Below are 26,451 nucleotides of genomic sequence, written 5' to 3'. Positions count from 1 at the left end.
CACCCGTTTGTCGCCATGCGGAGGATCTGCTGGGGGAGGATCAGTCGATGATGCTGGCCACGACCTGGCCGGCGGTCACGGTGGACCCGGCCTTGGCCTTGAGCCCCTTCAACCGGCCGGCCTTGTGCGCGGTGATGGGCTGCTCCATCTTCATCGCCTCCAGGACCAGCACCAGATCTCCTTCGGCGACCTTCGCACCGTCCTTCGCGGCCACCTTCACGATCGTGCCCTGCATCGGTGAGGTCAGATCATCCCCAGAGACCGCCGCGGCGGAGGTGCTGCGCGCCTTGCGCCGCTTCTTGCCCCCGGCAGGCTTGCCGCCGAGCTTGCCGCCGGCCAGGGCCGCGGGCAGGTTCACCGTGATGCGCTTGCCGTTGACCTCCATCACCACCGACTCGCGCGGCTCCTCATGGCCGTGGGCCGGGTGGGCCATGAGCGCGTTGTACGGCGGGATCTGGTTGTTGAACTCGGTCTCGATCCACCGCGTGTGCACGCTGAAACTCTCCGCGGCGGGCGCCCGGCGTCGTGCCAGCCGCTCCGCGGCCTGGGAGACCGCGTTGCCGTGGCCGCCAGCTGCTCCTGCGCCTGAGGAGGGCTGGGTCGCGGCGGCAGGGACCAGCTCGGGGGCGAAGGCGATGTCTTCGAGCACCGCACGGTGGAAGGGCAGAACCGTGGGCATGCCTTCGACCTTCATCTCCTTCAGCGCGCGTCGGGCACGGCGCAGCGCCTGCTCGCGGGTGGCGCCGGTGATGATGACCTTGGCGATCATCGAATCGAAGGCTCCGGAGATCGTCTCCCCGGCGTGGACGCCGGAGTCCACCCGGACGCCGGGCCCGTGCGGAAGATCGAAGGTCTCCAGGGTGCCCGGTGCGGGCATGAAGTTGCGCCCCGGGTCCTCCCCGTTGATGCGGAACTCGATGCTGTGCCCGCGGATCTCCGGATCCTCGTAGCCCAGGCGCTCGCCCCGGGCGATCCGGAACTGCTCACGGACCAGGTCGATGCCGGTGACCTCCTCGGAGACCGGGTGCTCGACCTGCAGCCGGGTGTTGACCTCCAGGAAGCTGATGGTGCCGTCCTGACCGATGAGGAACTCACAGGTGCCGGCGCCCACATAGCCGGCCTCACGCATGATGGCCTTGGAGGACCGGTAGAGCTGCCGGTTCTGCGCCCGGGTCAGGAACGGCGCCGGGGCCTCCTCGACGAGCTTCTGGTTCCGCCGCTGCAGCGAGCAGTCCCGGGTGGAGACGACGACGACGTTGCCATGTTCGTCCGCCAGGCACTGGGTCTCGACATGGCGCGGGGAGTCCAGGAAGCGTTCGATGAAACACTCGCCGCGACCGAAGGCGGAGACCGCCTCGCGCACCGCGGATTCGAAGAGCTCGGCTATCTCGTCATGTTCACGCACCACCTTGATGCCGCGGCCGCCGCCGCCGTAGGCGGCCTTGATGGCCAGCGGAAGTCCCTGCTTCTCGGCGAAGCGCATGACCTCTTTGGCGTCCTTGACCGGTTCCTTGGTGCCCGGCGCCAGCGGCGCACCCACCCGCTCGGCGAGCTGCCGCGCCGAGACCTTGTCTCCGAGGATGTCGATGGCCTTCGGCGAGGGCCCGATCCAGGTCAGCCCGGCGTCGATCACGGCCTGGGCGAACTCGGCGTTCTCGGAGAGGAACCCGTAGCCGGGATGCACGGCGTCGGCGCCGGTGGCCCGGGCCGCCGCGAGGATCTTCGGGATGCTCAGGTAGCTCTCGGCGGCTGTGGCGCCGCCGAGGGCGTAGGCCTCGTCGGCCATGCGCACATGCACCGAGTCACGGTCCGGGTCGGCATAGACGGCGACGGCGGCCAGCCCCTCGTCCTGGGCGGCGCGGATGACGCGCACGGCGATCTCGCCGCGGTTGGCGATCAGGACCTTGGTGAACTCGGTCATGGTTCCTCTCTCTGCTTTCGCTGTCGCCCACCGGTGAGGGTGGGTCTGCAGGCGCGGGAAGTGCCGCCCCTGGGAAGTCTCAGGTGTGGGTGGCCGCGGGCGGCGGGGACCACAGGTCGGTGATGGAATGCCCCAGCTCGGCGAGCATCGAGTGCAGCGCCGCGGGGGAGACCCCGATGACGGAGAGGTGGTCCCCCTCGATCGCCTCGATGAAGGCGGCGCCGCGGCCGTCGATGGTGAAGCCGCCGGCGCAGTTCAGCGGCTCGCCGGACTCGGCGTAGCGCTGGATCTCGGCGTCGGTGGGCTCACCGAAGCTGACTCGGGTGGAGACCGTGCGCTGGGCCCGGGTGCCGGTGGAGGCGTCGATCAGGGCGTGGCCGGTGTGCAGCACCCCGGTGCGTCCGCGCATCTGCTTCCAGCGCTGCACCGCGACATCGACCTCGAAGGGCTTCCCGTAGCTGGCGCCGTCGAGCTCGAAGACCGAGTCGCAGCCGAGCACCATCACCGAGGGTCGGCTGTTGATGCCGGGCAGATTCGCGACGGCGGCGGCCTTCAGGTCAGCGAGCAGCTGAGCCTCCATGGCCGGGGTGAGCTGATCGCCGTCGAGCTTCTCCTGGGCGGCGGCCACCGCGGCGGGCTCGTCGACATCGGAGACGCGGACTGTGAAGATCACGTCGGCCTGGGTCAGGATGCGGGCTCGGCTGGTCGAGGCGGAGCCGAGGATCAGGCGGGTCATCGCAGGCCCGCCGCATGCTTCCAGGAGTCCGGCCCGGGCCGACCCCACAGGCCGAGCCGACGGCGCCGCTGCAGGGTGCGGTCGCTGGGGCCGGCGCTGCCGGCCCCGTTGTGCTCGACCTCCGAGGCTCCGGCCAGGGTGCCCAGCACGGCGGTCACCGCGGCGAGCTCTTCATCGTTGAGAGTCCCTCCGGCCATCTGCAGGTCCGAGCCGTCCACGGCCTCGGCATCCTGCTCAGCCTCGGAGTCCTGCTCAGAGCCAGAGCCCGGCTCGGCCTCAACGGACGCATCAGACACGAGCGTCGCGGCAGGCTCGGCCGCGTCGGTGGAGACGCTCGCCGCGGCGTCGGCCTCGGGGAGCTGCTCGGTGCTCAGGATTGCGTGGGTCATGGTCTGAAGCCCTTCTAGAGCGGAATGTTTCCGTGCTTCTTGGCCGGCAGCGCCTCGCGCTTGTGCTGGGTGGCGCGCAGGGCGTTGGAGATCTGCCAGCGGGTCTCGGCAGGTTCGATCACCGCGTCGATGTAGCCGAGCTCAGCCGCCTGGTAGGGGTTCAGCAGCTCGGCCTCGTAGTCGGCGATCAGCGACTTCCGGCGTCCCTCCACGTCCCCGCCGGACTTCTCCACCGCGGCGAGGTCGCGCCGGTAGAGGATGTTCACCGCGCCCTGGGCCCCCATCACCCCGATCTGCGCGGTGGGCCAGGCCAGGTTCACATCGGCGCCGAGCTTCTTGGAGCCCATCACGATGTAGGCGCCGCCGAAGGCCTTGCGGGTGATCACCGTGATCTTCGGCACCGTCGCCTCGGCGTAGGCGTAGAGCAGCTTGGCGCCGCGCCGGATGATCCCGTTGAACTCCTGGTCGGTGCCGGGCAGGAAGCCCGGGACGTCGACCAGGGTCAGGATCGGGATGTTGAAGGAGTCGCAGAAGCGGACGAACCGGGCGGCCTTCTCGGAGGCGGCGATGTCCAGGGTGCCGGCGAACTGGGTGGGCTGGTTCGCGACCACGCCGACCGAGCGGCCCTCGACCCGGCCGAAGCCGATGGTGACGTTGGGGGCGTAGAGGCTCTGCAGCTCCAGGAAGTGGCCGTCATCGAGGATCTGTTCGATCAGGACGCGCATGTCATAGGGGGCGGAGGAGGAGTCCGGGATCAGCGCATTGAGCGCCTCGTCGCCGGTCTCGATCTTGGGCCGCTCCTCATGGTCCTCGATGGGGGCCTCCGCCAGGTTGTTCAGCGGGAGGAACTCCAGCAGCTCCTTGGCGAACTCCACGGCGTCGGCCTCGTCGGAGGCCATATAGGCCGCCGTTCCGGTGACCGTGGAGTGGGACCGGGCCCCGCCCAGGGTCTCCATGTCGACGTCCTCACCGGTGACGGACTTGATGACGTCGGGCCCGGTGATGAACATGTGGGAGGTCTTGTCCACCATGATCACGAAGTCGGTCAGCGCAGGGGAGTAGGCGGCGCCGCCGGCGGCAGGGCCCATGATCAGGGTGATCTGCGGTATCACTCCAGAAGAGTGGACGTTGTTCCGGAAGATGTCGGCGAACATCGCCAGCGAGGACACGCCCTCCTGGATGCGCGCCCCGCCGCCGTCGTTGATCCCGATCACCGGGCAGCCGTTGCGGGCGGCGAACTCCTGGACCTTGACGATCTTCTCCCCGTTGACCTTCGAGAGGGATCCGCCGAAGACCGTGAAGTCCTGGGAGTAGACGGCGACGAGGCGATCATCGATGGTGCCGTAGCCCGAGACCAGTCCGTCGCCCAGCGGATGGCGGGTCTCCATCCCGAAGGAGCTGGAGCGGTGCACCGCCATGGCGTCGAGCTCGACGAAGGAGTCGGGATCCAGGAGCATGTCGATGCGTTCGCGGGCGGTGTTCTTCCCGCGGCTGTGCTGCTTGGCGACGGCTTCCTCCCCGGCAGGGGCATGGGTCTTGTCGCGTCGCCGGCGGAAGTCGGCCAGCTTGCCGGCGGTGGTGGTGAGATCTGACGTCATGGCTGCGCGGTGGCACCTTTCCGATCGCAGGCTGGAGGAAGTCCACAATTCAGCGGCCAGTCTATCCACGGGTGGGGGCCGTTCCGCTGTGGACTCTCTACAAAAAGCCAGACGGGACTTGCATGCTTGGACGGAGCCAGACGCTTCCACCCATGGTTACTCACCGGTAGGGTGCTCCTATGACCCAGTTCACAACACCTGACACCGAACCTGCCGCGAAGACCAGTCCCGCCGCCGCCGGCGAACTCACCGGACGCACCGCGCTGATCTCCGGCGGATCCCGGGGCATCGGACACGCCATCGCCGTCGCACTGGCGGCCCGTGGAGCCAACGTGGCGCTGCTGGCCAAGACCGACACCCCGCACCCGAAGCTCGCCGGCACCGTGCACACCGCGGTGGAGGACATCCGGGCGGCCGGCGGTCAGGGACTGGCCGTGGTCGGCGACGTGCGCCGCGATGAGGACGTGCTCTCCGCCGTCGAGCAGACCGTGGAGGCCTTCGGCGGGATCGACATCGTCATCAACAACGCCTCGGCGATCGATCTCTCACCCACCGAGGTGCTGGACATGAAGCGCTACGACCTGATGCACGACATCAACGTCCGCGGCACCTTCCTGCTCTCGAAGACCGCCGCTCCGCACCTGCGCACCAGCGCCGCGAAGCACCGGGCCCCCGCCGACGGCACGGCCTCGGGGTCTGCGGCAGGAGCAGCGGCGGAGCCGGAATTCACCCCGCAGATCCTGACCCTCTCCCCGCCGCTGGCGCTGAGCGAGGCCGGCCTGGACCCGATCTGGCTCGGTCGGCATCTGGCCTACACGATGTCCAAGTACGGGATGTCGATGACCACCGTGGGTCTGGCCGCCGAGCTCGAGCCAGACGGCGTGGCGGTGAACTCGCTCTGGCCCGCCACCTATATCGACACCGCCGCGATCCGGAACCTGGCCGCGCTCGCCGGTGAGCAGGGCGAGACCATGATCCGCGGAGCCCGACGGGTGGACATCGTCGCCGACGCCGCCGTGGCCGTGCTCTCCGGCCAGGTCACCACGGCCGCGCCCGATGGGAAGCTGCGCCCGATCAGCGGGGCCTTCCTCACCGACGAGCAGGTGCTGCGCCAGCTGGGCGTCGAGGACTTCACCGACTATGCGGTGGATCCCGAGGCCGAGCTGATCCCCGACGCCTTCCTCTGAGGGGTCCCCGCCGATCCCGTGGCCTAGCCTGGGCTCATGACTGCCGCGCTGCCACCACTCGATGAGGCCCTGCTCGCCCGACGCCTCCACACCGACGCCGGGGGAGCCTATGCCCGGATCCAGCGGATCGAGTCGGTCGGGTCCACCAACGAGTGGCTGAGTCAGGTGCTTGCCGAAGAGGCGCAGTCGCGACCGCAGCCGACACGGCAGGCGACGACGGCGTGGCCGCACCTCTCGGCGCTCACCGCGGAGGAGCAGACCGGTGGTCGGGGTCGACTGGGTCGGCTCTGGAGCTCACCGAAGGGGGCGTCGCTCTCGACCTCGATCGTGCTGCGCCCGCAGCTTGATCCCGCGCTTCTGGGCTGGGTCTCGATGCTCGCCGGTCGGGCGCTGGTGGACACGCTGCGTCAGGACTGCGGACTGGATGCCGAGGATCAGCGCGCGGTCCTGAAATGGCCCAACGATGTGCAGGTGACCCAGGCCTCCGGACCGGCGAAGAAGGTCAGCGGGATCCTGGCCACCGCGGTGCCGGGCGCCGTCGTGCTGGGGGTCGGGATCAACGTGCTGCTGACGCCTGAGCAGCTGCCCATCGAGAACTCCACCTCGGTGCTGATCGAGCTCAACCGCCGGGGCGCGGATGCGGAGATCGGATCAGGACCCGCCGCGGGCAGCCAGGAGCCGGGGCAGCTTCGCACCGAGCTGCTGTGCTGCTTCTTGGAACGCTTCGCGGAGCTGCTGGGCCGCATCGAGGACGCCGCACGGCAGGACCCCGCGACGGTGGACGAGGTGCTGATCAACACGATCGGTCAGGTGCTGACCACCCTTGGCCAGGAGGTCCGTGTGGAGCTCCCCGATGGCAGCGCCGAACGCGGGGTGGCGCAGCGGCTGAGCTCCCAGGGCGCGCTTCAGGTGGAGGTGATCGCGCGGCGCGCCGCCTCGGAGCGTGACTGGGAGCCCTGTGCGCCCGTGCTCAGAGCCTTCTCCGCCGGAGACGTGACCCATCTCCGGGCGGTCCGCGGCGGTGCCCAGCCACCCCCGGTAGACTGACACGGCAGATCGCATATGAACTTGCGCGCCCTGGCTAGGGGAGCGTGGACGAAGACCGGCAGGAGGCTGTGGCTCGCGATGAAGCTCAAGCTGGTCGACGGCGAGCAGGTGGTCATCCGCACCCGCGCCCACCACCGCGCGCTGCTCCCCGCGCTGCTGAACTTCCTCGTCACCGTGATGGTGATGAGCTTCCTGCTGGGTTACATCGCCCGCGCCGATCAGCCCGAGTTCGTCGAGCACTACCAGCACATCGGAGTCTTCGTGATCTGGGCCGGCGGGCTCCTCGCGCTCGCCTTCGGCACACTCAAGCCACTGCTGACCTGGGGCAACCGCATGACCTACCTGACCAGTCACCGCCTGGTGCAGAAGAACCTGCTCGGCGCCGCGCAGGCCAGCGTGGTGCCGCTGGGGCTGCTCTCCGAGGTGCAGCTGAAGCAGTCCCGCCTCCAGTCCACGTCAGCGGCGGGTGACCTGGTCCTGCTCCATGGGGCCTATGGTCAGCACCAGCGCACCCGGCTGAGCAACATGCCCGACGCCGCGCATTTCCAGACCGTCATCGCCGAGGAGCTGGGCGAATATCGCCGGCACGTCGCTGCCCAGTACGCGAGCCAGGCACCCGCTCCTGGAGGATACGGAGAAGCACACTATGCCTGAGCCCGGCACGCCGCCAGGACACGACCCCAGACCGGTCTACCTCGGCGGCGAAGACACCGACGCCTCGTGGCGGGCAGTGCGCTACACGCCCCCCGGTGCCAGCCGCGGCCTCGAGCTCAGCGGTGAGCCCTCCAGCCTCTCCCCGGAGGCCGCCGGCTCCGCCGAGGCGGCAGGAGCCGAGGGTCCGCCGCGCGAGGTGTCGGTCAACTACTCCTCCGCTGAGCTCGAGGCGGCCCGCCAGGACTGGTCTGACTTCCATTCCCCGCGGCTGCAGGGCCAGGTCCGCCAGACCGTTCTGCAGGAAGCCGGGGAAGGCCGCATCACCGCCGGCCCCGACGGCGCCGTGGGGGCTGAGGGGCTGGTCGATCGCAGCGCCGGCCTCGCCGCCCGGGAGGCGCAGACCGAGCGCGACACCGGCGCCGACGCAGATGACGGCGCCGGCGCCGCGGCACTCACCGGCCATGAACGCTCCCCGGAGACCGCAGCCATCCCGATCCCGAGCATGGAGCAGCGCGAATGGCACCGCACCATCCGTGAGCTCGAGCGCCGGCTGCTCGGGGCCGAACGCACCCTCACCTACCGCGAAATGGCTCATCAGCTGGGGGTCTCCACCCGCTCGGCCCGGCGGCTCTGGCGGGCGCTCGGCTTCCCCAACCTCGATGACGACGTCAAGGCCTTCACCGAGACCGACGTCGAGGCGCTGGCCACGATGATCGAGCTGGTCCGCGACGGTCACCTCAACGAGGAGACCGCGATCTCGATGACCCGATCGGTGGGCCAGATGACCGACCGCATGGTGGTCTGGCAGATCGAGGCCCTGGTGGAGGACAAGATCGCCAACGGCCAGCTCTCCGACGCGGTGGCGCGCACCCAGGTCGTGGAGACGCTGCCCAAGCTGATCGACCCGATCCAGAAGCTCATCGGCTACACCTGGCGCCGCCAGCTCTCGGCCGCCCTGCAGCGCCTCACCGTCCGGGTGGAATCGGGCCTGGCGGCCACCGAGCAGGGGCGCACCGGGGCCGAGGATGACGCCGCCCTGCCGCTGGCCCGCGCCGTCGGCTTCGCCGATCTGGTCTCCTACACCTCGCTGTCGCGGCAGATGAACGAGCGCACGCTGGCGCATATGGTGCAGCACTTCGAGTCGAAATGTGCCGAGATCATCTCCATCGGCGGAGGCCGGCTGGTCAAGACCGTCGGGGACGAGGTGCTCTACAACGCCGAGACGCCCGAAGCCGGCGCCGAGATCGCGCTGGCCCTGGCGGAGTCCATCGCCGCCGACGACGTCCTGCCCGAGGCGCGGGTCTCAGTGGTCTGGGGCCGTGTGCTCTCCCGGATGGGGGACATCTACGGACCCACCGTGAACCTCGCCGCCCGGCTGACCTCGCTCGCGGATCCGGGCATGATCCTGGTGGACCAGGTCACCGCCCAGACGCTGGATTCCGACCCGGATTACCTGCTGGTCCCGCAGCCTCCGCGGATCGTGCGCGGCTTCGGCGAGGTCCAGCCGTACATGCTGCTGCGCGGCCAGGGGGCCGGGATCCTCGCCGATAACCGCTGAAGCCCCGCCTGGGATCAGCGCTGGCGCAGTGCGAAACGCGCCACACCGTCCCCACATGGACCGGCACCGTGACAAGATGGTGATGTGGCAGCCAGCGCAGACAGTCCAGAGGAACCCCGGGAGCAGCCGGTCCAGCCCGCAGGCCTCTACCTCGACTACGGATACGGGTCCCACGTGGGCCTTCGCCGTGAACTCAACGAGGACTCCTCGGTGATCACCGACACGCTCTTCGCCGTGGCCGACGGCATGGGTGGACATGAGGCCGGAGAGGTCGCCTCGGCGCTGGCCGTGCAGACACTGGCCGATGGCTGGAACCAGGCCGAAGGACGAGTCGCCCGGGATCAGATCCAGACCTTCCTGGCCGAGGCGGACCAGCGGATCCGCGAGGCCACAGACTCCAAGGCCGGCACCACGGTCTCCGGGGCGCTGCTGGCGGACCAGGGAGAAGGCTTGAACTGGCTCGTCTTCAACATCGGCGACTCCCGCACCTACCTCTTCGAGGATTCCCGGCTGCAGCAGCTGAGCCGCGACCACTCCCAGGTCCAGGACATGTTCGAATCTGGGCTCATCACCGCGGAGGAGCTGCACAGCCACCCGCAGCGCAACGTCATCACCCGGGCCCTGGGTGCCGGCGACATGTGGGACGCGGACTACTTCAGCTCCCCGGTGCGTGCCGGTCAGCGACTGATGATCTGTTCCGACGGACTCAGTGGAGAGCTGAACGACTCCGAGATGGAACGCATCCTCGGCGCCGGGCGCAACGCCCAGGACACCGTGGATTGGCTGATCCACCAGGCACTGCGAGCCGGGGGACGTGACAACGTCACCGTCGTCGTCGTGGACGTCCAGGAGCAGGACGGTTGACCTTCTCCCGGCACGTTGACTAGCGTCAGCACCAGTCATCTGTTGCCACAGACCGCGTGCGCCGGACGGTGCAGGAGAACCTGCGCGACCTTCCTCGCACATAGGAAGGATCACCCATGCAGCTGTCGACTCTCCGGGGCGTCTACGAGGCCGAAGGCCCCTTCGCCACCGTCTACCTCGAAGCGCGTTCCCCGTCCGCCGAGGCCGCGAACGAGATCCGTCTGCGCTGGCACGACCTGCGCTCGCAGCTGGCTCATGCGGGCACTTCCGAGGCGGCCCTGACCTCTCTGGATGAGGCCCTCGCGAGCGCCAAGGCGCAGGAGGTCCAGGCCGAGGGTCGCGTGCTGGTGGCCGACAGGTCCCGCGTGGTGCTCGAAGAGCGCTTCGACGCCGCCCAGGAGACCGGGGATCTCGCCGTGCTCGCGGAGCCGCCTCGGCTTGGCGCCTATATCCGACATCGGCTCGCCGCGGCCCGGATGCTCGTGGCCATCGCTGATCAGAAGCAGGCCGTCATCCGCCGTCTCGTCGTCACAGGAGACGACCTGCTGGACGCCGGCTCTGAGGAGACGGTCCGGGGCAGCGTCGAATCGGTGCACAAGCCCCGTGAGGGCGCAATGAGCCACAAGCGGATCCAACGCTCAGCCGATGAGGCCGCTGCGCGGAACATCCGAGACATCGCCGCCGGCGTGGCGGAGATCGCCGACTCTTGGCGGCCCGACGTGATCGTCGTCGCCGGGGAGGTCCAGGGGCGCCGTGCACTGCATGAGGAGCTTCCGCATGCGCTGCGGAAGCTCACGGTGGAGGCCGAGACAGGCGGCGGCATCCCCTCGGGCAGCGCCGATGAGGGCACCGAAGAGGCGCTTCGCGAGGAGCTGTCCGTCATCGCTCGTCGCGTGGTGATCCGGCGCGCCGACGAACAGACCGAGCGCCTCGGGGAGGCCCGCGGAAAGGGGCGTTCTGCGGAGGACCCTGAGGCCATCCGGGCCGCCCTTCGACTCGGTGCCGTGGAGACCCTGCTGCTCCGGCCGCGTGAGCGCGATCCCGAAGAGGACGAGCTGCTCGCCGGAGCCGCCGGCGTCGGCGCGTCTGTGGGGATCCTCGGCACCCAGGCACAGGGGTCGGTCGCCGCGATCCTGCGCTATGAGGTGCCCGTCGAGGACCTCACCGACTGAGCCGTCGAACGGCTCCGCCCTCTGCGGAGGAGATCGCTCCGGCACGACGACGGCGCCCGCTCACCGATGAAGGTGGGCGGTCGCCGTCGTCGTGCCGGCCGATAGACTGGGCCGAGTTCATCCACCACCGATCCCCGAGGGAGCTGCATGTCTGAGATCTCGCGCGCAGACGTTGAGCATCTGGCAAGACTCGCGCATATCAGCATGACTGAGCAGGAGCTGGAGAAGATGGCGCAGGAGCTGGCCGTCATCGTGGACTCCGTGGCGACCGTCTCTGAGGCCGTCTCCGGCGAGGTCCCCGCCACCAGCCACCCGCTGCCGCTGACCAACGTCTTCCGCGAGGACGAGGTCGGCCATGTCTTCACCGCTGAACAGTCGCTGCTCAATGCACCTGACGCTCAAGCCGGCCGTTTCAAGGTCCCGGCGATCCTGGACGAGGAGTGACCCCCGATATGACCACCCACACCCATGAGCTGATCCGGCTCACCGCCGCCGAGATGGCGGCGCAGCTGCGTGCCGGGGAGATCACCTCGGTGGCGCTGACCCAGGCGCACCTGGACCGGATCGCCGCCGTCGACGGCGGCGAGCGCGGCATCCACGCCTTCCTGCACGTCTCCGCCGAGGAGGCGCTGCGCACCGCGGCCGAGGTGGACGCGATCCGCGTCGCCGGCGGCGCCGAGGCCGAGGCCCTGCACCCGCTGGCCGGAGTGCCGATCGCGGTCAAGGACCTGATCGTCACCGAGGGTCAGCCCACCACCGCCGGTTCCAAGATGCTCGACGGCTGGATGAGCCCCTACGACGCCACCGTGGTGACCAAGCTGCGCGCCGCGAAGCTGCCCATCCTGGGCAAGACCAACCTGGACGAGTTTGCGATGGGCTCCTCCACCGAGCACTCCGCCTACGGGGTGACCCGCAACCCCTGGGACATCACCCGGATCCCCGGCGGCTCCGGCGGCGGCTCCGCGGCCGCGGTCGCCGCCTTCGAGGCGCCGCTGGCACTGGGCACCGACACCGGCGGTTCGATCCGCCAGCCCGGAGCCATGACCGGCACCGTGGGCGGCAAGCCCACCTATGGCGCGGTCTCGCGCTACGGGGCCATTGCGATGGCCTCCTCGCTGGACCAGATCGGCCCGGTGGCACGCACCACCGAAGACGCCGCGATGCTCCATGAGCTGATCGCCGGACACGACCCGAAGGACTCCACCTCGCTCACCGGGGAGGTCCCGGCCCTGGCCGAGACCGTCCGCGGCGCCGATGTCAAAGGCCTGCGGATCGGTGTGATCAAGCAGCTCCAGGGCGAGGGATATCAGGAGGGCGTGCTGGCCCGGTTCCACGAGGCGCTGGACGCGCTGCGCGCCGCCGGGGCCGAGATCGTGGAGGTCGACTGTCCCAGCTTCGAGTACGCGCTGGGCGCCTACTACCTGATCATGCCCTCGGAGGCCTCCTCCAACCTCGCGAAGTTCGACGGTGTGCGCTACGGCACCCGGGTCCTCCCCGAGGGCGGGCCGCTGACCATCGAACGGGTCATGGGCTCCACCCGCGCCGCCGGGTTCGGCGATGAGGTCAAACGACGCATCATCCTGGGCACCTACGCCCTCTCGGCCGGCTACTACGACGCCTACTACGGCTCCGCACAGAAGGTCCGCACGCTGATCCAGCAGGACTTCGACGCCGCCTTCACCGAGGCCGACGTGCTGATCTCCCCGACCTCGCCCACCGTGGCGTTCCCGCTGGGGGAGAAGGACGACGACCCGCTGGCGATGTACCTCAACGATGTGGCCACCATCCCCGCCAACCTCGCCGGGATCCCCGGACTCTCGGTGCCGGGCGGCCTCTCCGACGGGCTGCCGGTGGGCATCCAGTTCCTCGCCCCGATCCGCGAGGACGCCCGGGTCTACCGGGCCGGAGCGGCACTGGAGAAGCTGCTGGCACAGGACGCCGAACCATTCTGGGCCCAGGCCCCGGAGTTGGCTGAAGCGGCGGCTCACCCCGCCGGGAAGTGAAGGAAGAGATGACTGACACGCTGACCGACGCATCCCCGCTGAGCTTTGAAGAGGCGCTGGAGCAGTTCGACCCGGTGCTCGGCTTCGAGGTCCACGTGGAGCTCAACACCAAGACCAAGATGTTCTCCTCGGCGCCGAATGCCTTCGGCGACGAGCCCAACACCAACGTCAACGAGGTCTGCCTGGGACTGCCCGGCACCCTGCCGGTGGTCAACGGCAGGGCCGTGGAGTACGCGGTGAAGCTCGGCCTCGCGCTGAACTGTGAGATCGCCGAGTACTGCCGCTTCGCGCGCAAGCAGTACTTCTATCCGGACACTCCGAAGAACTGGCAGACCTCGCAGTACGACGAGCCGATCGCCTTCGACGGATACCTCGACATCGAGCTCGACGACGGCGAGATCTTCCGCGTGGAGATCGAACGCGCCCACATGGAGGAGGACGCAGGCAAGCTGACCCACGCCGGCACCTCCGGGCGCATCCAGGGCGCGGACTACTCCCTGGTGGACTACAACCGTTCCGGGATCCCGCTGGTGGAGATCGTCACCAAGCCCATCGTCGGCGCCGGCGCCCGAGGTCCGGAACTGGCTCGGGCCTACGTCTCCGCAGTGCGCGACATCGTCAAGGGCCTGGACATCTCGGATGCGAAGATGGAGCGCGGCAACGTCCGCTGCGACGCCAACGTCTCGATGATGCCCAAGGGCACCACGACCTTCGGCACCCGCTCAGAGACCAAGAACGTGAACTCGCTGCGCGCCGTCGAACACGCGGTCACCTTCGAGATGCGCCGCCACGCCGGAATCCTCGCCGCCGGCGGCACCATCGTGCAGGAGACCCGGCACTGGCAGGAGGGCACCCGCACCACCAGCTCGGGACGCCCGAAGTCCGACGCCGATGACTACCGCTACTTCCCGGAGCCGGACCTGGTCCCGATCGTCACCACCGCCGCCTGGGTCGAGGAGCTGCGCTCCCAGCTGCCCGAGCCGCCCGCCGATCGCAGGCGGCGGCTGCTCGCCGCCTGGGGCTTCTCGGAACAGGAGTTCCGTGACGTGGTCGCCGCCGGTCTGCTCGACGAGCTCGACGAGACCGTGGCCGCCGGGGTCGCCCCCGCCGTGGCACGCAAGTGGTGGATGGGTGAGATCTCCCGGCTGGCCAACGCCAGGGATCTCGAACCTGCCGACCTGGGTGTCCAGCCCGCCACGATCAGCGCGCTGAACGCGCTGATCGAGCAGGGCCGGATCAACGACAAGATCGCCCGGCAGGTCCTGGAACATGTGATCGCCGGGGAGGGCGCCCCGGAGGAGATCGTCACCGCCCGCGGGCTGGAAGTCGTCTCCGACGACTCCGGTGCGCTGACCGCTGCGGTGGAGAAGGCCATGACGGAGAACCCCGACGTGGTGGAGAAGATCGCCGCCGGCAAGCTCAAAGCCATCGGGGCGCTCATCGGCCCGGTCATGAAAGAGACCCGCGGCCAGGCCGACGCCGGCAAGGTCCGCGAGATCGTGCTGGCCAAGCTGGGGATCGACGGCTGATCCACCCCGCGGCATCGCTGCCGCAACACGGCTGCACAGCCGACCGACGGCCCAGAATCTGCTCCCCGAGCATGAATCTGGGCCGTTTTTGTGTTCTATGGCACAATTCTCTCTTGTGCAATATTCCGCCACCTGGAAACATGCACGATACACATTCATTGCGTGTCGCAAACTGACGGAAACAGTCGGGGAGTAGATTATTGCGCAACCCGGGGCTGTACCCCGGAGCGCGAGGTCACACGCGCTTGCACCGATCATCGAATGAGGGAATGACATGAGCACCATGAGTGCATACGCCTTCTTGGCGGCAGCGGGGGAGGAAACCTCCAGGCTGCAGCAGACCGCCGACACCGTGGACGGCTACTTCGCCGGCGTCACAGAAGTCTTCGCAGGAATCATCTTCGCCACCATCCCGCTGGGCGGCTATGACGCGCCGGTCGTCGTGCTGTGGTCCATCCTGGCGGCCATCGGCTTCACGATCTACTTCGGCTTCGTGCAGTTTCGTACGCCGAAGGTCAGCTTCGAGGTGCTCCGCGGAAAGTGGACCACCGAGAAGGACCCCGGTGAGGTCTCCCACTTCCAGGCGCTGACCTCCGCGGTCTCCGCCACTGTCGGTCTCGGTAACATCGCAGGTGTGGCCGCCGCGGTCTCCCTGGGTGGCCCGGGCGCCACCTTCTGGATGATCATCGCCGGACTCTTCGGCATGTGCACCAAGTTCGTCGAGTGCACGGTGGGCGTCAAATATCGCTATATCGATGAGAACGGGATCGTCCACGGCGGACCCTTCCAGTACCTCAAGGTCGCCTACCGCCGGCTCGGTCGCATCCCCGTGGCCATCATCACTGGTCTCTTCGCGATCGCCATCATGCTCTTCGGCGTGGTCGGCGGCGGCATGTTCCAGTCGAACCAGGCCTTCGGCCAGCTGCGCGCCGCCACCGGCGGCGAGGAGGGCATCTTCGGCTCTGAGCTCGCGGCCCTGATCTTCGGCCTGGTGTTCGCCGGGCTCGTCGGCGTCGTCATCATCGGCGGCATCAAGTCCATCGGTGCGGTCACCGCCAAGCTGGTCCCCGCCATGGCCATCATCTACGTGCTGGCCTGCCTCATCGTCATCGCGGTGAACTTCGCCAACCTCGGCGAGGCCTTCGGCGCCATCATCAACGGCGCCTTCTCCCCGGAGGGCATCTCCGGCGGCGTGCTCGGCGTCATCATCATCGGTGTCACCCGTGCGGCGTTCTCGAACGAGGCCGGCATCGGTTCCGCGCCGATCGCCCACTCTGCAGTCCGGACCCGCCGCCCGATCTCCGAGGGATTCAACGCTGCTCTCGAGCCCTTCATCGACACGGTCGTCATCTGCACCATGACCGCCCTGGTCATCATCTTCGCCTGGACGCCTGAGTACCAGGAGGCACTGGATGCCGGCGGTGCCGAAAACCCGGTGGGCCTGACCTCCGCAGCCTTCGACTCCTTCCTGCCCGGCTTCAACATCGTGCTGACCATCGCAGTGCTGCTGTTCGCGTTCTCCACGCTGATCACCTGGTCCTACTACGGCATCCAGGCCTGGCGGCACCTCTTCGGCACGTCCAGGATCGGTGACAACATCTTCCGCACCATCGTGCTGACCCTGGTCGTCATCGGCTGCCTGGTCTCCACGCAGAACATCTTCGACTTCGCCGATTCGGCGCTGTTCATGTGCATCTTCATCAATGTCATCGGCCTGGTCATCCTGGCGCCGAAGGTCAAGGAAGAGATGAAGCAGTACCTGGCCGACCGCAAGGCTGGTCGTCTGCTGGAAGATCCGGAGCCGCTGCCCCACGAGCTGGCAGAGCGCCGCTGATTCCAACAGCTCTTCGCGGGACCTCGCAATGAGCGACGAAGCCCGGTGGTGCCTCTCGAGGGGAGAGGCGTCACCGGGCTTTCCCGTGCCAGGTGGGCGAAGGTCTTACCGCTCTGGGCCCTGCGCATGGGCCCTGCGGCGTCAGACCTCGCGCAGGAAGAACGGGAACCGTGCTGACTTCTCGGGCAGGAAGAAGTCCCGCTCGGGCATCGGACGGAACCCCTCGGAGCGGTAGAGGGCGTGTGCGGTGGTCATCGAGGTCAGGCTGCACAGGGTCAGCGCCTGGATCTCCGGCCGCGACTCGGCCAGCCCGATGATGTGGCGCACCATTGCCCGGGCGATGCCCCGACCCTGGTGCTCCGGAGCCACGGCGAGCATCCTGAACTCCATCTCACCGTCACGTGCCACCTCGGCCATCGGACCTCCGGCGTCGGTGACCGCCACCGCGGCTGCCACCGCGGCGCCGTCGTCGGTGGGGACCTCGGCGACCAGCACCTGGGAGCTTCGGGCGCGGGTCTCGACGTCGCTCAGGTGAGAGACGTAGGAATCCCCAGCGGTCAGGAAGCCGCCGTCGACATAGGCGGCCACGGTCAGCTCCGCGATCCGGTCCCAGTCGGCGTGAGTGGCGGCGCGGATGCGCATCTGGGTCGAGTCCGTCTGCGCAGGACCATCCTGCACGTGGGCGCTGTCCACAGTGCTCAGCTGGTCAGCGGAGCTGGGGAGAGCTCGCTGGGGTCGATGCCGATGTCTCCGATGACGCACCAGTCCGGGGTCTTGCTGCTGTCCGCCGCGAGCGGACGGCGCACGAACACTCCGGCCTCCTCGGCGATCAGCGCGCCGGCCGCCCAGTCGTGCTCCCAGATGCCGTACTCGGCGTAGGCGGTCTGGGTGCCGTCGGCCACCATGCAGATGTCCAGGGCGGCCGCACCCAGGCGGCGGATGTTGCCGAAGTGCGGGAGCATCGCGGTGACCGCCCGGGTCTGCTCGGCACGCCGGTCCGGGTCATAGCCGAAGCCGGTGGAGAGCAGGCCGGCGTCGAGCTCCCCGACCGGTCCGCCAAGCCGCGTCGGCTCGGAATCCCTGTAGGTGCTCCAGGCGCCGGCCCCGGCGCTGGCCCACCAGATCCGCGCGAGCGCCGGGGCGGCGACCACGCCGGCCAGCCAGCTGCCGTCGGGGCCCTGCAGGCCCACCGAGGTGCCGTAGTAGACGATCCCGCGGACGAAGTTCGTGGTGCCGTCCAACGGGTCGATGGACCAGCGGTAGCCGCTGGGCTGGGCCGGAGTGGTGGTGCCGTACTCCTCGCCGGAGACCTCGTCGGAGGGTCGGCGCCGGTTGATCACCTCACGCACCGCCTGCTCTGCGCGCCGGTCGAAATCGGTGACCAGGTCCGAGGCGGAGGACTTGGTCTCCACCCCGGAGTGCTCCTGACCCAGGATCAGCCCCGAGGGGGAGACCTCGTCGCGCTCGGCCAGGACGCCAGCGCCTGCGGCGGCGGCCTCGTGGGCGATCTCGAGCAGCTCGTGCAGCTTCTGCGGGTTCGGCTTCGTCATGCATCGTCCAATCCGTCGGGACCTTTGTTCAGCAGTACAGTGAACGCTTCTTCATCGAGCACCGGGACGCCCAGCGCCTCGGCCTTCTCCAGCTTGGTGCCGGCGTTGGCTCCGGCGACCACGTAGTCGGTCTTCTTCGACACCGATCCGGCCGCGCGTCCGCCGCGGGTGATGATGGCCTCTTTGGACTCGTCCCGGGAGTAGCCCTCCAGGGATCCGGTCACGACCACGCTCAGGCCCTCCAGCGTGCGGGGGGCGGACTCGTCGATCTCATCGACCATCCGGACCCCGGCGGCGGCCCAGCGGTCCACCACCCGGCAGTGCCAGTCGGTGCTGAACCAGTCGGTGAGCGTGGACGCCATTCTCGGGCCGACCCCGTCGATCCCGGCGAGCTCCTCTTCGCTGGCGGCGCGGATCTTCGCCATCGAGCCGTAGGCGTTGGCCAGCGCGCGGGAGGCGCTGGGCCCGACGTGCCGGATCGAGAGTGCGACCAGCACCCGCCACAGCGGCTGGGCCTTGGCCTTCTCGAGTTCGGTGAAGAGCCCGACGGTGTTGGCCGTGGGCTCGGAGGCCTTCTTCACGGCCCCGTCCTTGGTCAGCTGCGCCTTGGTCCAGAAGTACAGCGAGGGCGCCCACTTCCCGGTGGACTCGCGCTGCCCGGTCTCGGGATTCCTGCGCCGGGTCTCCCGCCAGACGTAGACGTCCTTGAGATCCTCCACGCGCAGGTCGAAGAGTCCTGCCTCGCCGTGGAGCACCGGCTCCTGGGGTGCGGGGGCGCCGTCGTCGTCGAGGTCCAGACCGATGCCCGAGGCGTTCGTCTCGTCCCAGTCGATGAGCTCGGGGATGGGGCGGCGCAGATCCGGGTTGGTCAGCGCCAGCCCGGCCTCTTCGCCGAGCGCCTCGATGTCCAGGGCGCCGCGGGAGCCGATGTGGATGACCCGTTCGCTGACCTGGGCGGGGCAGCTCTCGGCGTTGGGGCAGCGGTAGTCGACGTCGCCCTCCCTGGCCGGGGCGAGCTCGGTGCCGCAGATCGGGCAGTGGGTGGGGAAGCTGAACTCGACCAGCTCATCCTCTCGGTTCCTCCGGGCAGGCAGCACCGGGCCCACCACTTCGGGGATGACGTCTCCGGCCTTGCGGACGATCACGTCGTCGCCGATGAGTACTCCTTTGGCCTTGACCACGTCGCGGTTGTGCAGCGTGGCGCGGGAGACGACCGAACCGGCGACCTTCTTGGGCTCAAGGATGGCGAAGGGGGTGACCCGGCCCGTGCGCCCGACATGGACCATGATGTCCAGCAGCCGGGTGTGCACCTCCTCGGGCGGGTATTTGTACGCCGCGGCCCAGCGCGGCACCCGGGAGGTGTGTCCCAGGCTGCGCTGTGCGGCGAAGTCGTCGACCTTGATGACGACCCCGTCGATCTCGTGGACCAGCGCGTGGCGCTTGGCCTGGTGGTCGTCGAGGTAAGCCTCGATCTGTGAGTAGTCAGCGAGCAGCTGGGTGTAGGGGCTGACCGGCAGACCCCAGGCGGCGAGCTGCTCGTAGGCGGCGTGCTGGCTGCCAGGTTCGAAGCCGGTGCGCGCGCCGATGCCGTGGACGAACATCGACAGCGGCCGCTCGGCGGTCTTGGCAGGATCCTTCTGCCGCAGCGACCCGGCGGCGGCGTTGCGCGGGTTCGCCAGCGGGGCCTTGCCGGCCTCGGCGAGCCGCTCGTTGAAGGCATGGAACTCCGCGGTGGGGATGAAGATCTCCCCGCGGACCTCCAGCTCCTCGGGGTGATCCTCCCCGGCGAGCTCCGCGGGGATGTCGGCGATGGTGAGCACGTTATGCGTGACGTCCTCCCCGGTGGTGCCGTCGCCGCGGGTGGCGGCGCGGATGAGCCTGCCCTTGCGGTAGAGCAGGTTGATGGCCAGACCGTCGATCTTGACCTCGACCAGCCACTTCACGGTCTCCTCCGGGCGCTGGACCGCCAACGCGGCGCTGGCGCGGTCATACCAGGTGCGCAGCTCGGAAGGTGTGAAGACGTCTTCGAGTGAATAGAGCCGCTGCAGGTGCTTCACCGGAGAAAAGGCCTCGGCCGCCTCGCCGCCGACCTCCTGGGTGGGGGAGTCCGCCGCGATGATCTCGGGGTGCTCGGCCTCGATCTGCTCCAGGCGTTCGAAGAGGACGTCGAACTCGGCGTCGGAGATGATCGGCTCGTTGTCCTGGTAGTAGGCGATCCGGTGCTTGCGCACCTGACCGACCAGCTCCACATACTCCTCGCGCAGCGCATGGGAGGGGACGGCCTCGGAGGCGTCAACGGCGGGGTTCTCGGTTGATTCGCTCACTCGGATGAGTCTAGTCCTGACTAGGTTGGGGCACATGGTCTTCATCAAACACGCTCCTGCAGATCACCCCCAGGCCACCATGGTGGAAGCCGCCGGGCTGCGCTGGCTCACCCAGGCCGCCGACGACGGCGGGGCGCCGGTGGTGCCGGTCCTCGCGGCCTCGCCCGGGGCGGGTTCGGGGGCAGGATCTGATGCCGGGTCCGGATCGGCTCCGGCATGCTGGACGACGCCGAGCCGCCCGCGCTGATCCATGGGGACCTCTGGGCCGGGAACGTGTTCTGGACCCCTGCCGCGGCGGGGGAGGTGCAGGAGGTGCAGTCGGTGCTCATCGATCCGGCGGCCCATGCCGGGCACAGGGAGACCGACATCGCGCTGCTGCACCTCTTCGGGTTCCCGCAGCTGGGCGAAGTGGTCAGCGGCTATCAGTCGCAGCACCCGCTGCGCCAGGGATGGCAGGAGCGGATCCCGCTGCATCAGTTCTTCTGCCTGGCCGCGCACTGGCTGCTGTTCGGGGCTGGCTATCGCGGACCGACGCTGAGCGCCGCGGGAACGGTGCTGCGGCGCTGAGCGGCGCTGGGCCACGGCTCGTTGCCAGCGGCCAGTGGGTCAACGGCCAGTGGGTCAGCGGCCAGTGGGTCAGCGCTGCAGGGCGTCGCGCAGCGCCTCGACGGGTCCCCGGACCTGGTCGAAGGACTCATCGAAGACCTCAGCGGGCATCATGTACGGGTCCACCACCTCGTCCTGTGCCGTGGGGGCCTGCGCGTGATCGCGCCGCCCGGCAACCAGCGGCACCAGAGCGGCGAGCTTCTCCGCCGCGGTCCCTGAGGCCGCCATAGCCTCGTCGAAGGTGGCCTCGTCCAGCGAATCCAGGAGTCGGACGAACTCGCGCAGGGTGAAGACCTTCTGGGCACTCTCGGGAACATCGGCGAGGATGTCGCGCACATGTCCGCGGGTGGCGGTGAGGACGAGATCGGCGCTGCGGATCATCTCGACGCTGAGCTGTTCGGCCTGGAAGTCTGCGGTGTCTGCCCCGTACTCGGCGAGCCGGTCCTTCATCTGGGCTTCCATGTCATCGCCCACGTGAGCGTGGGTGCCGGCCGAGCGGACCCCGATGCCGTCCTCGGCGGAGAAGACCTGGGCGAGCAGCCGATCCATGGCGGGGGAGCGGCAGATATTGCCGGTGCAGACGGCGAGCAGGGTGTAGGTCTCAGTCATAGCTTCCATCTGACCACACCCACCAGCGTCGGGCAGACCTAGACTCTTGATCGTGAAGCCAACGACGCCGGAGGTCTCCGGTCAGCAGCCAGCCAGCGCCACCGACCCTGCGCCCGCGACGGGAGCGCCGGTGCCGATGAGTCGTCGCTTCCTGGGCTGGGAGCTGGCGATCGTGCTGGGGCTCTCGCTGGGCCGCTCCGCGGTCTATGCGGTGCTGCAGCTGGCCGAGCGGCTGACCCTGGCGCCGCTGGCCGAGCAGAGCTCCACGGTGCAGACCTCTCGCTCCCGGGCGGAGTTCTTCGACCTCAGCTACCAGGTGCTGGACTCGCTGTTCGCGCTCTTCCCGGTGGTGCTGGTCTGCTATCTGTTCTTCCTGCAGGGGGTGAACCCGTTCCGGCGCTTCGGGCTGGATCTGCGCCGTCCCGGCCGGGACCTCGCCCTAGGGGTCGGACTGTTCCTGATCATCGGGCTGGGCACCCTGGTGGTCTACGGGGTGGGCCGGGCGGCAGGCATCACCACCGAGATCATTCCGGCCGACGTCGGAGAGCACTGGTGGACCACGCCGGTGCTGATCCTGGCGGCGCTGCGGCATTCGCTGTTGGAAGAGGTGATCATGATCGCCTACCTCTTCGACCGTGCTCGCCGGATCTGGCCTCGGGCGGGGATCTGGATGATCATCCTCGCCGCGGCCGCGCTGCGCGGGGCGTACCACCTTTATCAGGGCTTCGGCCCGGGCATCGGAAATCTCCTGATGGGGATCATCTTCGGCTGGCTCTACCACCGCTACGGCCGGGTCATGCCGCTGGTGATCGCACACCTGCTGCTCGACGTGGTGGCCTTCCTGGCGTTCCCGCTGGTGCTGCAGCTCGTCCAGCTCCAGTAGCGAGCCCGACCCGCAGCTGCCCCGACCCGCAGCTGCCCCGACCCGCAGCCTCCGCGAACAGCAGCTGCCGCAGACGCAGGTGGGGCCCTGACCGCGAACGGTCAGGGCCCCACCTTGCGATGAGAGTCAGACGAGATCAGTGATCGTCGTCCTCGTCCTTCTTCTCGACCACGAGGGTCTCGGTGGTCAGCACCAGGGCCGCGATGGAGGCGGCGTTCTGCAGAGCAGAGCGCGTGACCTTCACCGGGTCGATGACGCCGTCGGCGATCAGGTCGCCGTAGACACCGGTCTTGGCGTTGAAGCCGTGGTTCGGCGCCATCTCAGAGACCTTGGAGGCGACGACGAAGCCGTCTTCTCCGGCGTTCTGAGCGATCCAGCGCAGCGGCTGGACCAGCGCGCGGCGGACGATGCCCACAGCAGCTGCGGCATCCCCGGAGAGCGCCTTCACGTCCTCGTCCTCGTCCAGCACGGAGAGGGCGTTGATCAGCGCAGTGCCGCCGCCGGCCACGATGCCCTCTTCGAGAGCCGCACGGGTGGAGGAGACGGCATCTTCGATGCGGTGCTTGCGCTCCTTGAGCTCCACCTCGGTGGCCGCGCCGACCTTGATGACGCCGATGCCGCCGGAGAGCTTCGCCAGACGCTCCTGGAGCTTCTCACGGTCCCACTCGGAGTCAGAGGCGTCGGCCTGGGCCTTGATGGTGGCCGCGCGAGCGTCCACATCTTCCTTGGACCCGGCGCCGTCGACGAGGGTGGTCGCGTCCTTGGTCACGGTCACCCGACGTGCGGTGCCCAGCGATTCCAGATCCACCTGATCGAGCTTCAGGCCCAGATCAGGAGAGATGACCTGTCCACCGGTGAGCACGGCGATGTCCTCGAGCATGGCCTTGCGGCGGTCCCCGAAGCCGGGGGCCTTGACCGCGACCACGTTGAGCGTGCCGCGCAGCTTGTTGACCACCAGGGTGGAGAGGGCCTCGCCCTCGACGTCCTCGGCGATGATGAACAGCGGGCGCTTGGCCTGCAGGACCTTCTCCAGCACCGGCAGGAACTCTGCCATGTTGGAGATCTTGCCCTGGTTGATCAGGATCAGCGGATCCTCGAGGATCGCTTCCTGGCGCTCGGGGTCGGTGACGAAGTGCGGGGACAGGTAGCCCTTGTCGAACTGCATGCCCTCGGTGATCTCCAGCTCGGTGGAGGTCGAGGACCCCTCTTCGATGGTGATCACACCGTCGGTGCCCACGGCGTCGAATGCACGCGCCAGGAGTTCACCGACCTCGTCGTTCTGCGCGGAGATCGCGGCCACGTTGGCGACCTGCTGGCCCTCGACCTCGCGAGCGTTCTCGCGGAGTCGGCGGGTCACGGCGGCGACCGAGGTCTCGATGCCCCGCTTGATCTCACTCGGTGCCGCGCCGGCGGCCACATTGCGCAGGCCTTCCTTGACCAGAGCCTGGGCGAGGACCGTTGCGGTGGTGGTGCCGTCGCCTGCGACGTCGTTGGTCTTGGTGGCGACTTCCTTGGCCAGCTGCACGCCAAGGTTCTCGTACGGGTCTTCGACCTCCACCTCACGGGCGATGGTGACGCCGTCGTTGGTGATGGTCGGTGCGCCCCAGGACTTGTCCAGGACTACATTGCGGCCTTTCGGGCCGAGCGTGACCTTGACCGTGTCTGCAAGCTTATCGATGCCGGCTTCCAGAGCGCGGCGTGCAGCATCACTGAATTCAAGCTGCTTTGCCATGGGTTACTGCTCCTTTGAGAGTGTGAGAATCGGATCGTGATGAGGTCTGTGAAGAGCCTTCAGCAATCCGTTCTTACTTCTCGATGATGGCGAGGACGTCGCGGGCGTTGAGCACGAGGTACTCGTCGCCGCTGACCTTGACCTCGGTGCCGCCGAACTTGGAGTAGATGACGACGTCGCCCTCGGAGACGTCAACCGGGATGCGCTTGCCCTTTTCGTCGAAGCGACCTGGACCCACGGCGACGACCTTGCCCTCCTGGGGCTTCTCCTTGGCGGTGTCGGGGATGACCAGACCGGAAGCGGTGGTCTGCTCTGCTTCCAGGGGGCGAACAACGATGCGATCCTCGAGAGGCTTGATAGAGACTGACACGTCAGTACTCTCCTTTGCGTGGTGTGGATTCGGTTTATCAGCACAGGCCCGTGCAGAGCCTCCCGGTGCTTCCGGGGTGCTCGACGAGCCGAAATCTGTCGCACGCCTTGGGAGTGGCCAACCGTCGTCGCGGTGCCGGATGGTGCCCCGTCAGGCTGATATCCGCGGGTTGACGACCCGCGGACAAGCTGGCACCCGAGGGTCTCGAGTGCTAGGTGAAACTTTATAGACGGGCTTAGCACTCGGTCAAGCAGAGTGCTAAGCCTTTGGCTCCGGGCGGACGTGGACGGGACGTAGACTTGTCGCTGAGCCACCCGCTTTTGACCCCGAGAGGCACCACCGTGACTGAAACTCACCAGCAGACGAGCGCGGCCGGCGCTGCGGAGCATGATCCCTTCGGCTTCGTCGGACTGACCTACGACGACGTCCTGCTGCTCCCCGGCGCGACCGACGTGATCCCCTCCGAAGCGGATACCGCGACTCGCTTCTCCCGCAACATCGTGCTGCAGTCCCCGGTGGCCTCGGCCGCGATGGACACCGTCACCGAGGCGCCGATGGCCATCGCCATGGCGCGCCAGGGCGGCATCGGGATCCTGCACCGGAACCTCTCCATCGAGGACCAGGCCCGGCAGGTGGACAAGGTCAAGCGCTCCGAGTCCGGCATGATCAGCGATCCGGTGACGATCACCCCGGACGCGACCATCGCCGACCTCGATGAGCTCTGTGCCCATTTCCGGGTCTCCGGGCTGCCGGTGGTCGACGGCGAGTCCAAGCTGCTGGGCATCATCACCAACCGCGACACCCGGTTCATCCCGCGGGAGCAGTACCTGACCACCAAGGTCTACGAGAAGATGACCCCGCAGCCGCTGATCACCGCGCATGTGGGGATTCCCAATGAAGAGGTGCTGCGGATCTTCTCCGAGCACCGGGTCGAGAAGCTGCCGCTGGTCGATGACCACGGCGTGCTCCAGGGCCTGATCACGATCAAGGACTTCGACAAGGCCGACCGCTACCCGCAGGCCACCAAGGATGAGGAGGGCCGGCTGCGCGTCGGCGCGGCCGTGGGCTTCTTCGGCGAGGGCTTCGAGCGCGCCATGACCCTGATCGACGCCGGGGTCGACGCCCTGGTCGTGGACACCGCCAACGGTCACACCCGCGGTGTGCTGGACATGATCGCGCGGCTCAAGGCGGAACCGGCCGCGGCCGGCGTGGACGTCATCGGCGGCCAGGCGGCCACCCGCGAGGCGGCCCAGGCGATCATCGACGCCGGAGCCGACGCGGTCAAGGTCGGCGTCGGACCGGGCTCCATCTGCACCACGCGCATCGTCGCCGGCGTCGGGGTTCCCCAGATCACCGCCATCTACGAAGCCTCAAAGGCCGCCATCCCCGCCGGCGTGCCGGTGATCGCCGACGGCGGCCTGCAGCACTCCGGGGACATCGGCAAGGCGCTGGTCGCCGGGGCCGACTCGGTGATGCTCGGGTCGCTGCTGGCAGGCTCCGCGGAGTCCCCCGGAGACCTCGTCTTCTACAACGGCAAGCAGTTCAAGGCCTACCGCGGCATGGGCTCCATGGGAGCGATGCAGACCCGAGGGAAGAACACCTCCTTCTCCAAGGACCGCTACTTCCAGGCCGACGTCCCCACCGACGAGAAGCTCATCCCCGAGGGCATCGAGGGGCAGGTGCCCTACCGCGGCCCGCTCGAGGTGGTGTTCCACCAGCTCACCGGCGGTCTGCGGCAGACCATGTTCTATGTGGGCGCGCACACCATCGATGAGTTGAAGTACAAGGGCAAGTTCGTGCGGATCACCTCCGCCGGACTCAAGGAATCGCACCCGCATGACATCATGATGACGGTGGAAGCGCCGAACTACCGGCGCTAGTAAAG

Annotated in this window: 24 protein-coding genes; 14 read left to right on the top strand and 10 right to left on the bottom strand. The window is 68.5% G+C overall.

Going from position 1 to position 26,451, the window contains the following annotated elements; translation table 11 throughout:
- Positions 1 to 40 precede the first annotated feature (40 nt).
- The 4 genes from LTI14_RS05820 to LTI14_RS05805 form a co-directional block, all read right to left on the bottom strand.
- Positions 41 to 1,921 carry an ATP-binding protein gene (locus tag LTI14_RS05820; RefSeq protein ID WP_241465338.1) on the bottom strand — a complete coding sequence of 627 codons (1,881 nt, stop codon included), beginning with the start codon at positions 1,919 to 1,921 and terminating at the stop codon, positions 41 to 43.
- Between the two features lie 79 nt (positions 1,922 to 2,000).
- Positions 2,001 to 2,657, bottom strand: a complete 657-nt coding sequence (locus LTI14_RS05815) for a Maf family protein (RefSeq protein ID WP_241465337.1) — start codon at positions 2,655 to 2,657, stop codon at positions 2,001 to 2,003.
- A complete protein-coding gene (locus LTI14_RS05810; protein WP_241465336.1) occupies positions 2,654 to 3,046 on the bottom strand; it encodes an acyl-CoA carboxylase epsilon subunit in 393 nt (130 codons plus the stop codon). The genes LTI14_RS05815 and LTI14_RS05810 overlap by 4 nt, the downstream gene beginning before the upstream one ends.
- 14 nt (positions 3,047 to 3,060) lie before the next feature.
- Positions 3,061 to 4,644 (bottom strand): acyl-CoA carboxylase subunit beta, encoded by a 1,584-nt coding sequence (locus LTI14_RS05805; RefSeq protein ID WP_241465335.1) that lies wholly within the window; start codon positions 4,642 to 4,644, stop codon positions 3,061 to 3,063.
- Positions 4,645 to 4,823: 179 nt separating this feature from the next.
- Between LTI14_RS05805 and LTI14_RS05800 the strand changes: the two genes are divergently transcribed.
- The 10 genes from LTI14_RS05800 to LTI14_RS05755 all read left to right on the top strand — a co-directional run bounded on the left by LTI14_RS05800 (position 4,824) and on the right by LTI14_RS05755 (position 16,492).
- Positions 4,824 to 5,831, top strand: a complete 1,008-nt coding sequence (locus LTI14_RS05800; protein ID WP_241476036.1) for an SDR family NAD(P)-dependent oxidoreductase — start codon at positions 4,824 to 4,826, stop codon at positions 5,829 to 5,831.
- Positions 5,832 to 5,867: 36 nt separating this feature from the next.
- The gene (locus tag LTI14_RS05795; protein WP_241476035.1) at positions 5,868 to 6,878 is read left to right on the top strand and encodes a biotin--[acetyl-CoA-carboxylase] ligase; all 1,011 of its coding nucleotides are present in this window, start codon (positions 5,868 to 5,870) and stop codon (positions 6,876 to 6,878) included.
- 78 nt (positions 6,879 to 6,956) lie between these two features.
- Complete coding sequence (locus tag LTI14_RS05790; RefSeq protein ID WP_241465332.1) at positions 6,957 to 7,532, top strand: hypothetical protein; 576 nt, start codon at positions 6,957 to 6,959, stop codon at positions 7,530 to 7,532.
- The gene (locus LTI14_RS05785) at positions 7,525 to 9,090 is read left to right on the top strand and encodes an adenylate/guanylate cyclase domain-containing protein (protein WP_370642710.1); all 1,566 of its coding nucleotides are present in this window, start codon (positions 7,525 to 7,527) and stop codon (positions 9,088 to 9,090) included. Before LTI14_RS05790 ends, LTI14_RS05785 begins: the two co-directional genes overlap by 8 nt.
- Before the next feature lie 84 nt (positions 9,091 to 9,174).
- Positions 9,175 to 9,954: a PP2C family protein-serine/threonine phosphatase gene (locus LTI14_RS05780; protein WP_241465331.1), complete on the top strand. Its 780-nt coding sequence runs from the start codon at positions 9,175 to 9,177 to the stop codon at positions 9,952 to 9,954.
- Between the two features lie 116 nt (positions 9,955 to 10,070).
- Positions 10,071 to 11,126 (top strand): baeRF2 domain-containing protein, encoded by a 1,056-nt coding sequence (locus LTI14_RS05775; protein WP_241470551.1) that lies wholly within the window; start codon positions 10,071 to 10,073, stop codon positions 11,124 to 11,126.
- Between the two features lie 147 nt (positions 11,127 to 11,273).
- A complete protein-coding gene (gene gatC / locus LTI14_RS05770) occupies positions 11,274 to 11,570 on the top strand; it encodes an Asp-tRNA(Asn)/Glu-tRNA(Gln) amidotransferase subunit GatC (RefSeq protein WP_241465329.1) in 297 nt (98 codons plus the stop codon).
- 8 nt (positions 11,571 to 11,578) lie between these two features.
- Positions 11,579 to 13,129 carry an Asp-tRNA(Asn)/Glu-tRNA(Gln) amidotransferase subunit GatA gene (gene gatA / locus LTI14_RS05765; RefSeq protein ID WP_241465328.1) on the top strand — a complete coding sequence of 517 codons (1,551 nt, stop codon included), beginning with the start codon at positions 11,579 to 11,581 and terminating at the stop codon, positions 13,127 to 13,129.
- Between the two features lie 8 nt (positions 13,130 to 13,137).
- The gene (gene gatB / locus LTI14_RS05760; RefSeq protein ID WP_241476034.1) at positions 13,138 to 14,658 is read left to right on the top strand and encodes an Asp-tRNA(Asn)/Glu-tRNA(Gln) amidotransferase subunit GatB; all 1,521 of its coding nucleotides are present in this window, start codon (positions 13,138 to 13,140) and stop codon (positions 14,656 to 14,658) included.
- Positions 14,659 to 14,932: 274 nt separating this feature from the next.
- A complete protein-coding gene (locus LTI14_RS05755; protein ID WP_241465326.1) occupies positions 14,933 to 16,492 on the top strand; it encodes an alanine/glycine:cation symporter family protein in 1,560 nt (519 codons plus the stop codon).
- Between the two features lie 141 nt (positions 16,493 to 16,633).
- On the opposite strand, the gene LTI14_RS13240 is transcribed toward LTI14_RS05755, so the two are convergent.
- Genes LTI14_RS13240 through ligA form a run of 3 tightly spaced genes read right to left on the bottom strand, consistent with a single transcriptional unit; the run spans position 16,634 to position 20,402 of the window.
- On the bottom strand, positions 16,634 to 17,170 hold the full coding sequence (locus LTI14_RS13240) for a GNAT family N-acetyltransferase (RefSeq protein WP_241476033.1): 537 nt from the start codon (positions 17,168 to 17,170) through the stop codon (positions 16,634 to 16,636).
- A 20-nt stretch (positions 17,171 to 17,190) separates the two neighbouring features.
- Positions 17,191 to 18,042, bottom strand: a complete 852-nt coding sequence (locus LTI14_RS05745; RefSeq protein ID WP_241465324.1) for an inositol monophosphatase family protein — start codon at positions 18,040 to 18,042, stop codon at positions 17,191 to 17,193.
- Complete coding sequence (gene ligA, locus LTI14_RS05740) at positions 18,039 to 20,402, bottom strand: NAD-dependent DNA ligase LigA (protein ID WP_446740379.1); 2,364 nt, start codon at positions 20,400 to 20,402, stop codon at positions 18,039 to 18,041. Before ligA ends, LTI14_RS05745 begins: the two co-directional genes overlap by 4 nt.
- On the opposite strand from ligA, the gene LTI14_RS05735 reads away from it, so the two are divergent.
- Entirely contained in the window at positions 20,401 to 20,613 is a 213-nt protein-coding gene (locus tag LTI14_RS05735) for a hypothetical protein (protein ID WP_241476031.1), read from the top strand. The genes ligA and LTI14_RS05735 overlap by 2 nt on opposite strands.
- The gene (locus LTI14_RS05730) at positions 20,583 to 20,933 is read left to right on the top strand and encodes a fructosamine kinase family protein (protein WP_241476030.1); all 351 of its coding nucleotides are present in this window, start codon (positions 20,583 to 20,585) and stop codon (positions 20,931 to 20,933) included. Before LTI14_RS05735 ends, LTI14_RS05730 begins: the two co-directional genes overlap by 31 nt.
- Positions 20,934 to 21,002: 69 nt before the next feature.
- Here the strand turns inward: LTI14_RS05730 and LTI14_RS05725 are convergent, their stop codons facing one another.
- The gene (locus LTI14_RS05725; protein WP_241476029.1) at positions 21,003 to 21,581 is read right to left on the bottom strand and encodes an arsenate reductase/protein-tyrosine-phosphatase family protein; all 579 of its coding nucleotides are present in this window, start codon (positions 21,579 to 21,581) and stop codon (positions 21,003 to 21,005) included.
- A 52-nt stretch (positions 21,582 to 21,633) separates the two neighbouring features.
- Between LTI14_RS05725 and LTI14_RS05720 the strand changes: the two genes are divergently transcribed.
- Positions 21,634 to 22,464, top strand: a complete 831-nt coding sequence (locus tag LTI14_RS05720; protein ID WP_241476028.1) for a CPBP family intramembrane glutamic endopeptidase — start codon at positions 21,634 to 21,636, stop codon at positions 22,462 to 22,464.
- A gap of 136 nt (positions 22,465 to 22,600) precedes the next feature.
- On the opposite strand, the gene groL is transcribed toward LTI14_RS05720, so the two are convergent.
- Positions 22,601 to 24,196: a chaperonin GroEL gene (gene groL, locus LTI14_RS05715; RefSeq protein ID WP_241465319.1), complete on the bottom strand. Its 1,596-nt coding sequence runs from the start codon at positions 24,194 to 24,196 to the stop codon at positions 22,601 to 22,603.
- Between the two features lie 73 nt (positions 24,197 to 24,269).
- Positions 24,270 to 24,566: a co-chaperone GroES gene (gene groES, locus LTI14_RS05710; RefSeq protein WP_241465318.1), complete on the bottom strand. Its 297-nt coding sequence runs from the start codon at positions 24,564 to 24,566 to the stop codon at positions 24,270 to 24,272.
- 341 nt (positions 24,567 to 24,907) lie between these two features.
- On the opposite strand from groES, the gene guaB reads away from it, so the two are divergent.
- Positions 24,908 to 26,446: an IMP dehydrogenase gene (gene guaB, locus LTI14_RS05705; RefSeq protein WP_342357724.1), complete on the top strand. Its 1,539-nt coding sequence runs from the start codon at positions 24,908 to 24,910 to the stop codon at positions 26,444 to 26,446.
- The last annotated feature ends 5 nt before the right edge of the window (positions 26,447 to 26,451 follow it).

Origin of the sequence: Nesterenkonia sp. YGD6 (assembly GCF_022565895.1) — a bacterium.
GTDB lineage: Bacteria > Actinomycetota > Actinomycetes > Actinomycetales > Micrococcaceae > Nesterenkonia.
The sequence above is the reverse complement of the archived record's forward strand: the minus strand, read 5'-3'. Positions and strand labels throughout refer to the sequence as shown.

What these genes read in the sequence shown, in the direction of transcription:
- LTI14_RS05755 (WP_241465326.1), top strand. Translation starts at nt 14,933, where the DNA reads ATGAGCACCATGAGTGCATACGCCTTCTTGGCGGCAGCGGGGGAGGAA.
- LTI14_RS05820 (WP_241465338.1), bottom strand. Translation starts at nt 1,921, where the DNA reads ATGACCGAGTTCACCAAGGTCCTGATCGCCAACCGCGGCGAGATCGCC.
- LTI14_RS05735 (WP_241476031.1), top strand. Translation starts at nt 20,401, where the DNA reads ATGGTCTTCATCAAACACGCTCCTGCAGATCACCCCCAGGCCACCATG.
- LTI14_RS05795 (WP_241476035.1), top strand. Translation starts at nt 5,868, where the DNA reads ATGACTGCCGCGCTGCCACCACTCGATGAGGCCCTGCTCGCCCGACGC.
- gatC (WP_241465329.1), top strand. Translation starts at nt 11,274, where the DNA reads ATGTCTGAGATCTCGCGCGCAGACGTTGAGCATCTGGCAAGACTCGCG.
- LTI14_RS05745 (WP_241465324.1), bottom strand. Translation starts at nt 18,042, where the DNA reads ATGACGAAGCCGAACCCGCAGAAGCTGCACGAGCTGCTCGAGATCGCC.
- LTI14_RS05810 (WP_241465336.1), bottom strand. Translation starts at nt 3,046, where the DNA reads ATGACCCACGCAATCCTGAGCACCGAGCAGCTCCCCGAGGCCGACGCC.
- LTI14_RS05775 (WP_241470551.1), top strand. Translation starts at nt 10,071, where the DNA reads ATGCAGCTGTCGACTCTCCGGGGCGTCTACGAGGCCGAAGGCCCCTTC.
- ligA (WP_446740379.1), bottom strand. Translation starts at nt 20,402, where the DNA reads ATGTGCCCCAACCTAGTCAGGACTAGACTCATCCGAGTGAGCGAATCA.
- gatB (WP_241476034.1), top strand. Translation starts at nt 13,138, where the DNA reads ATGACTGACACGCTGACCGACGCATCCCCGCTGAGCTTTGAAGAGGCG.
- LTI14_RS05815 (WP_241465337.1), bottom strand. Translation starts at nt 2,657, where the DNA reads ATGACCCGCCTGATCCTCGGCTCCGCCTCGACCAGCCGAGCCCGCATC.
- LTI14_RS05805 (WP_241465335.1), bottom strand. Translation starts at nt 4,644, where the DNA reads ATGACGTCAGATCTCACCACCACCGCCGGCAAGCTGGCCGACTTCCGC.
- LTI14_RS05790 (WP_241465332.1), top strand. Translation starts at nt 6,957, where the DNA reads ATGAAGCTCAAGCTGGTCGACGGCGAGCAGGTGGTCATCCGCACCCGC.
- gatA (WP_241465328.1), top strand. Translation starts at nt 11,579, where the DNA reads ATGACCACCCACACCCATGAGCTGATCCGGCTCACCGCCGCCGAGATG.
- LTI14_RS05785 (WP_370642710.1), top strand. Translation starts at nt 7,525, where the DNA reads ATGCCTGAGCCCGGCACGCCGCCAGGACACGACCCCAGACCGGTCTAC.
- LTI14_RS05725 (WP_241476029.1), bottom strand. Translation starts at nt 21,581, where the DNA reads ATGACTGAGACCTACACCCTGCTCGCCGTCTGCACCGGCAATATCTGC.
- groL (WP_241465319.1), bottom strand. Translation starts at nt 24,196, where the DNA reads ATGGCAAAGCAGCTTGAATTCAGTGATGCTGCACGCCGCGCTCTGGAA.
- LTI14_RS05800 (WP_241476036.1), top strand. Translation starts at nt 4,824, where the DNA reads ATGACCCAGTTCACAACACCTGACACCGAACCTGCCGCGAAGACCAGT.
- LTI14_RS05730 (WP_241476030.1), top strand. Translation starts at nt 20,583, where the DNA reads ATGCTGGACGACGCCGAGCCGCCCGCGCTGATCCATGGGGACCTCTGG.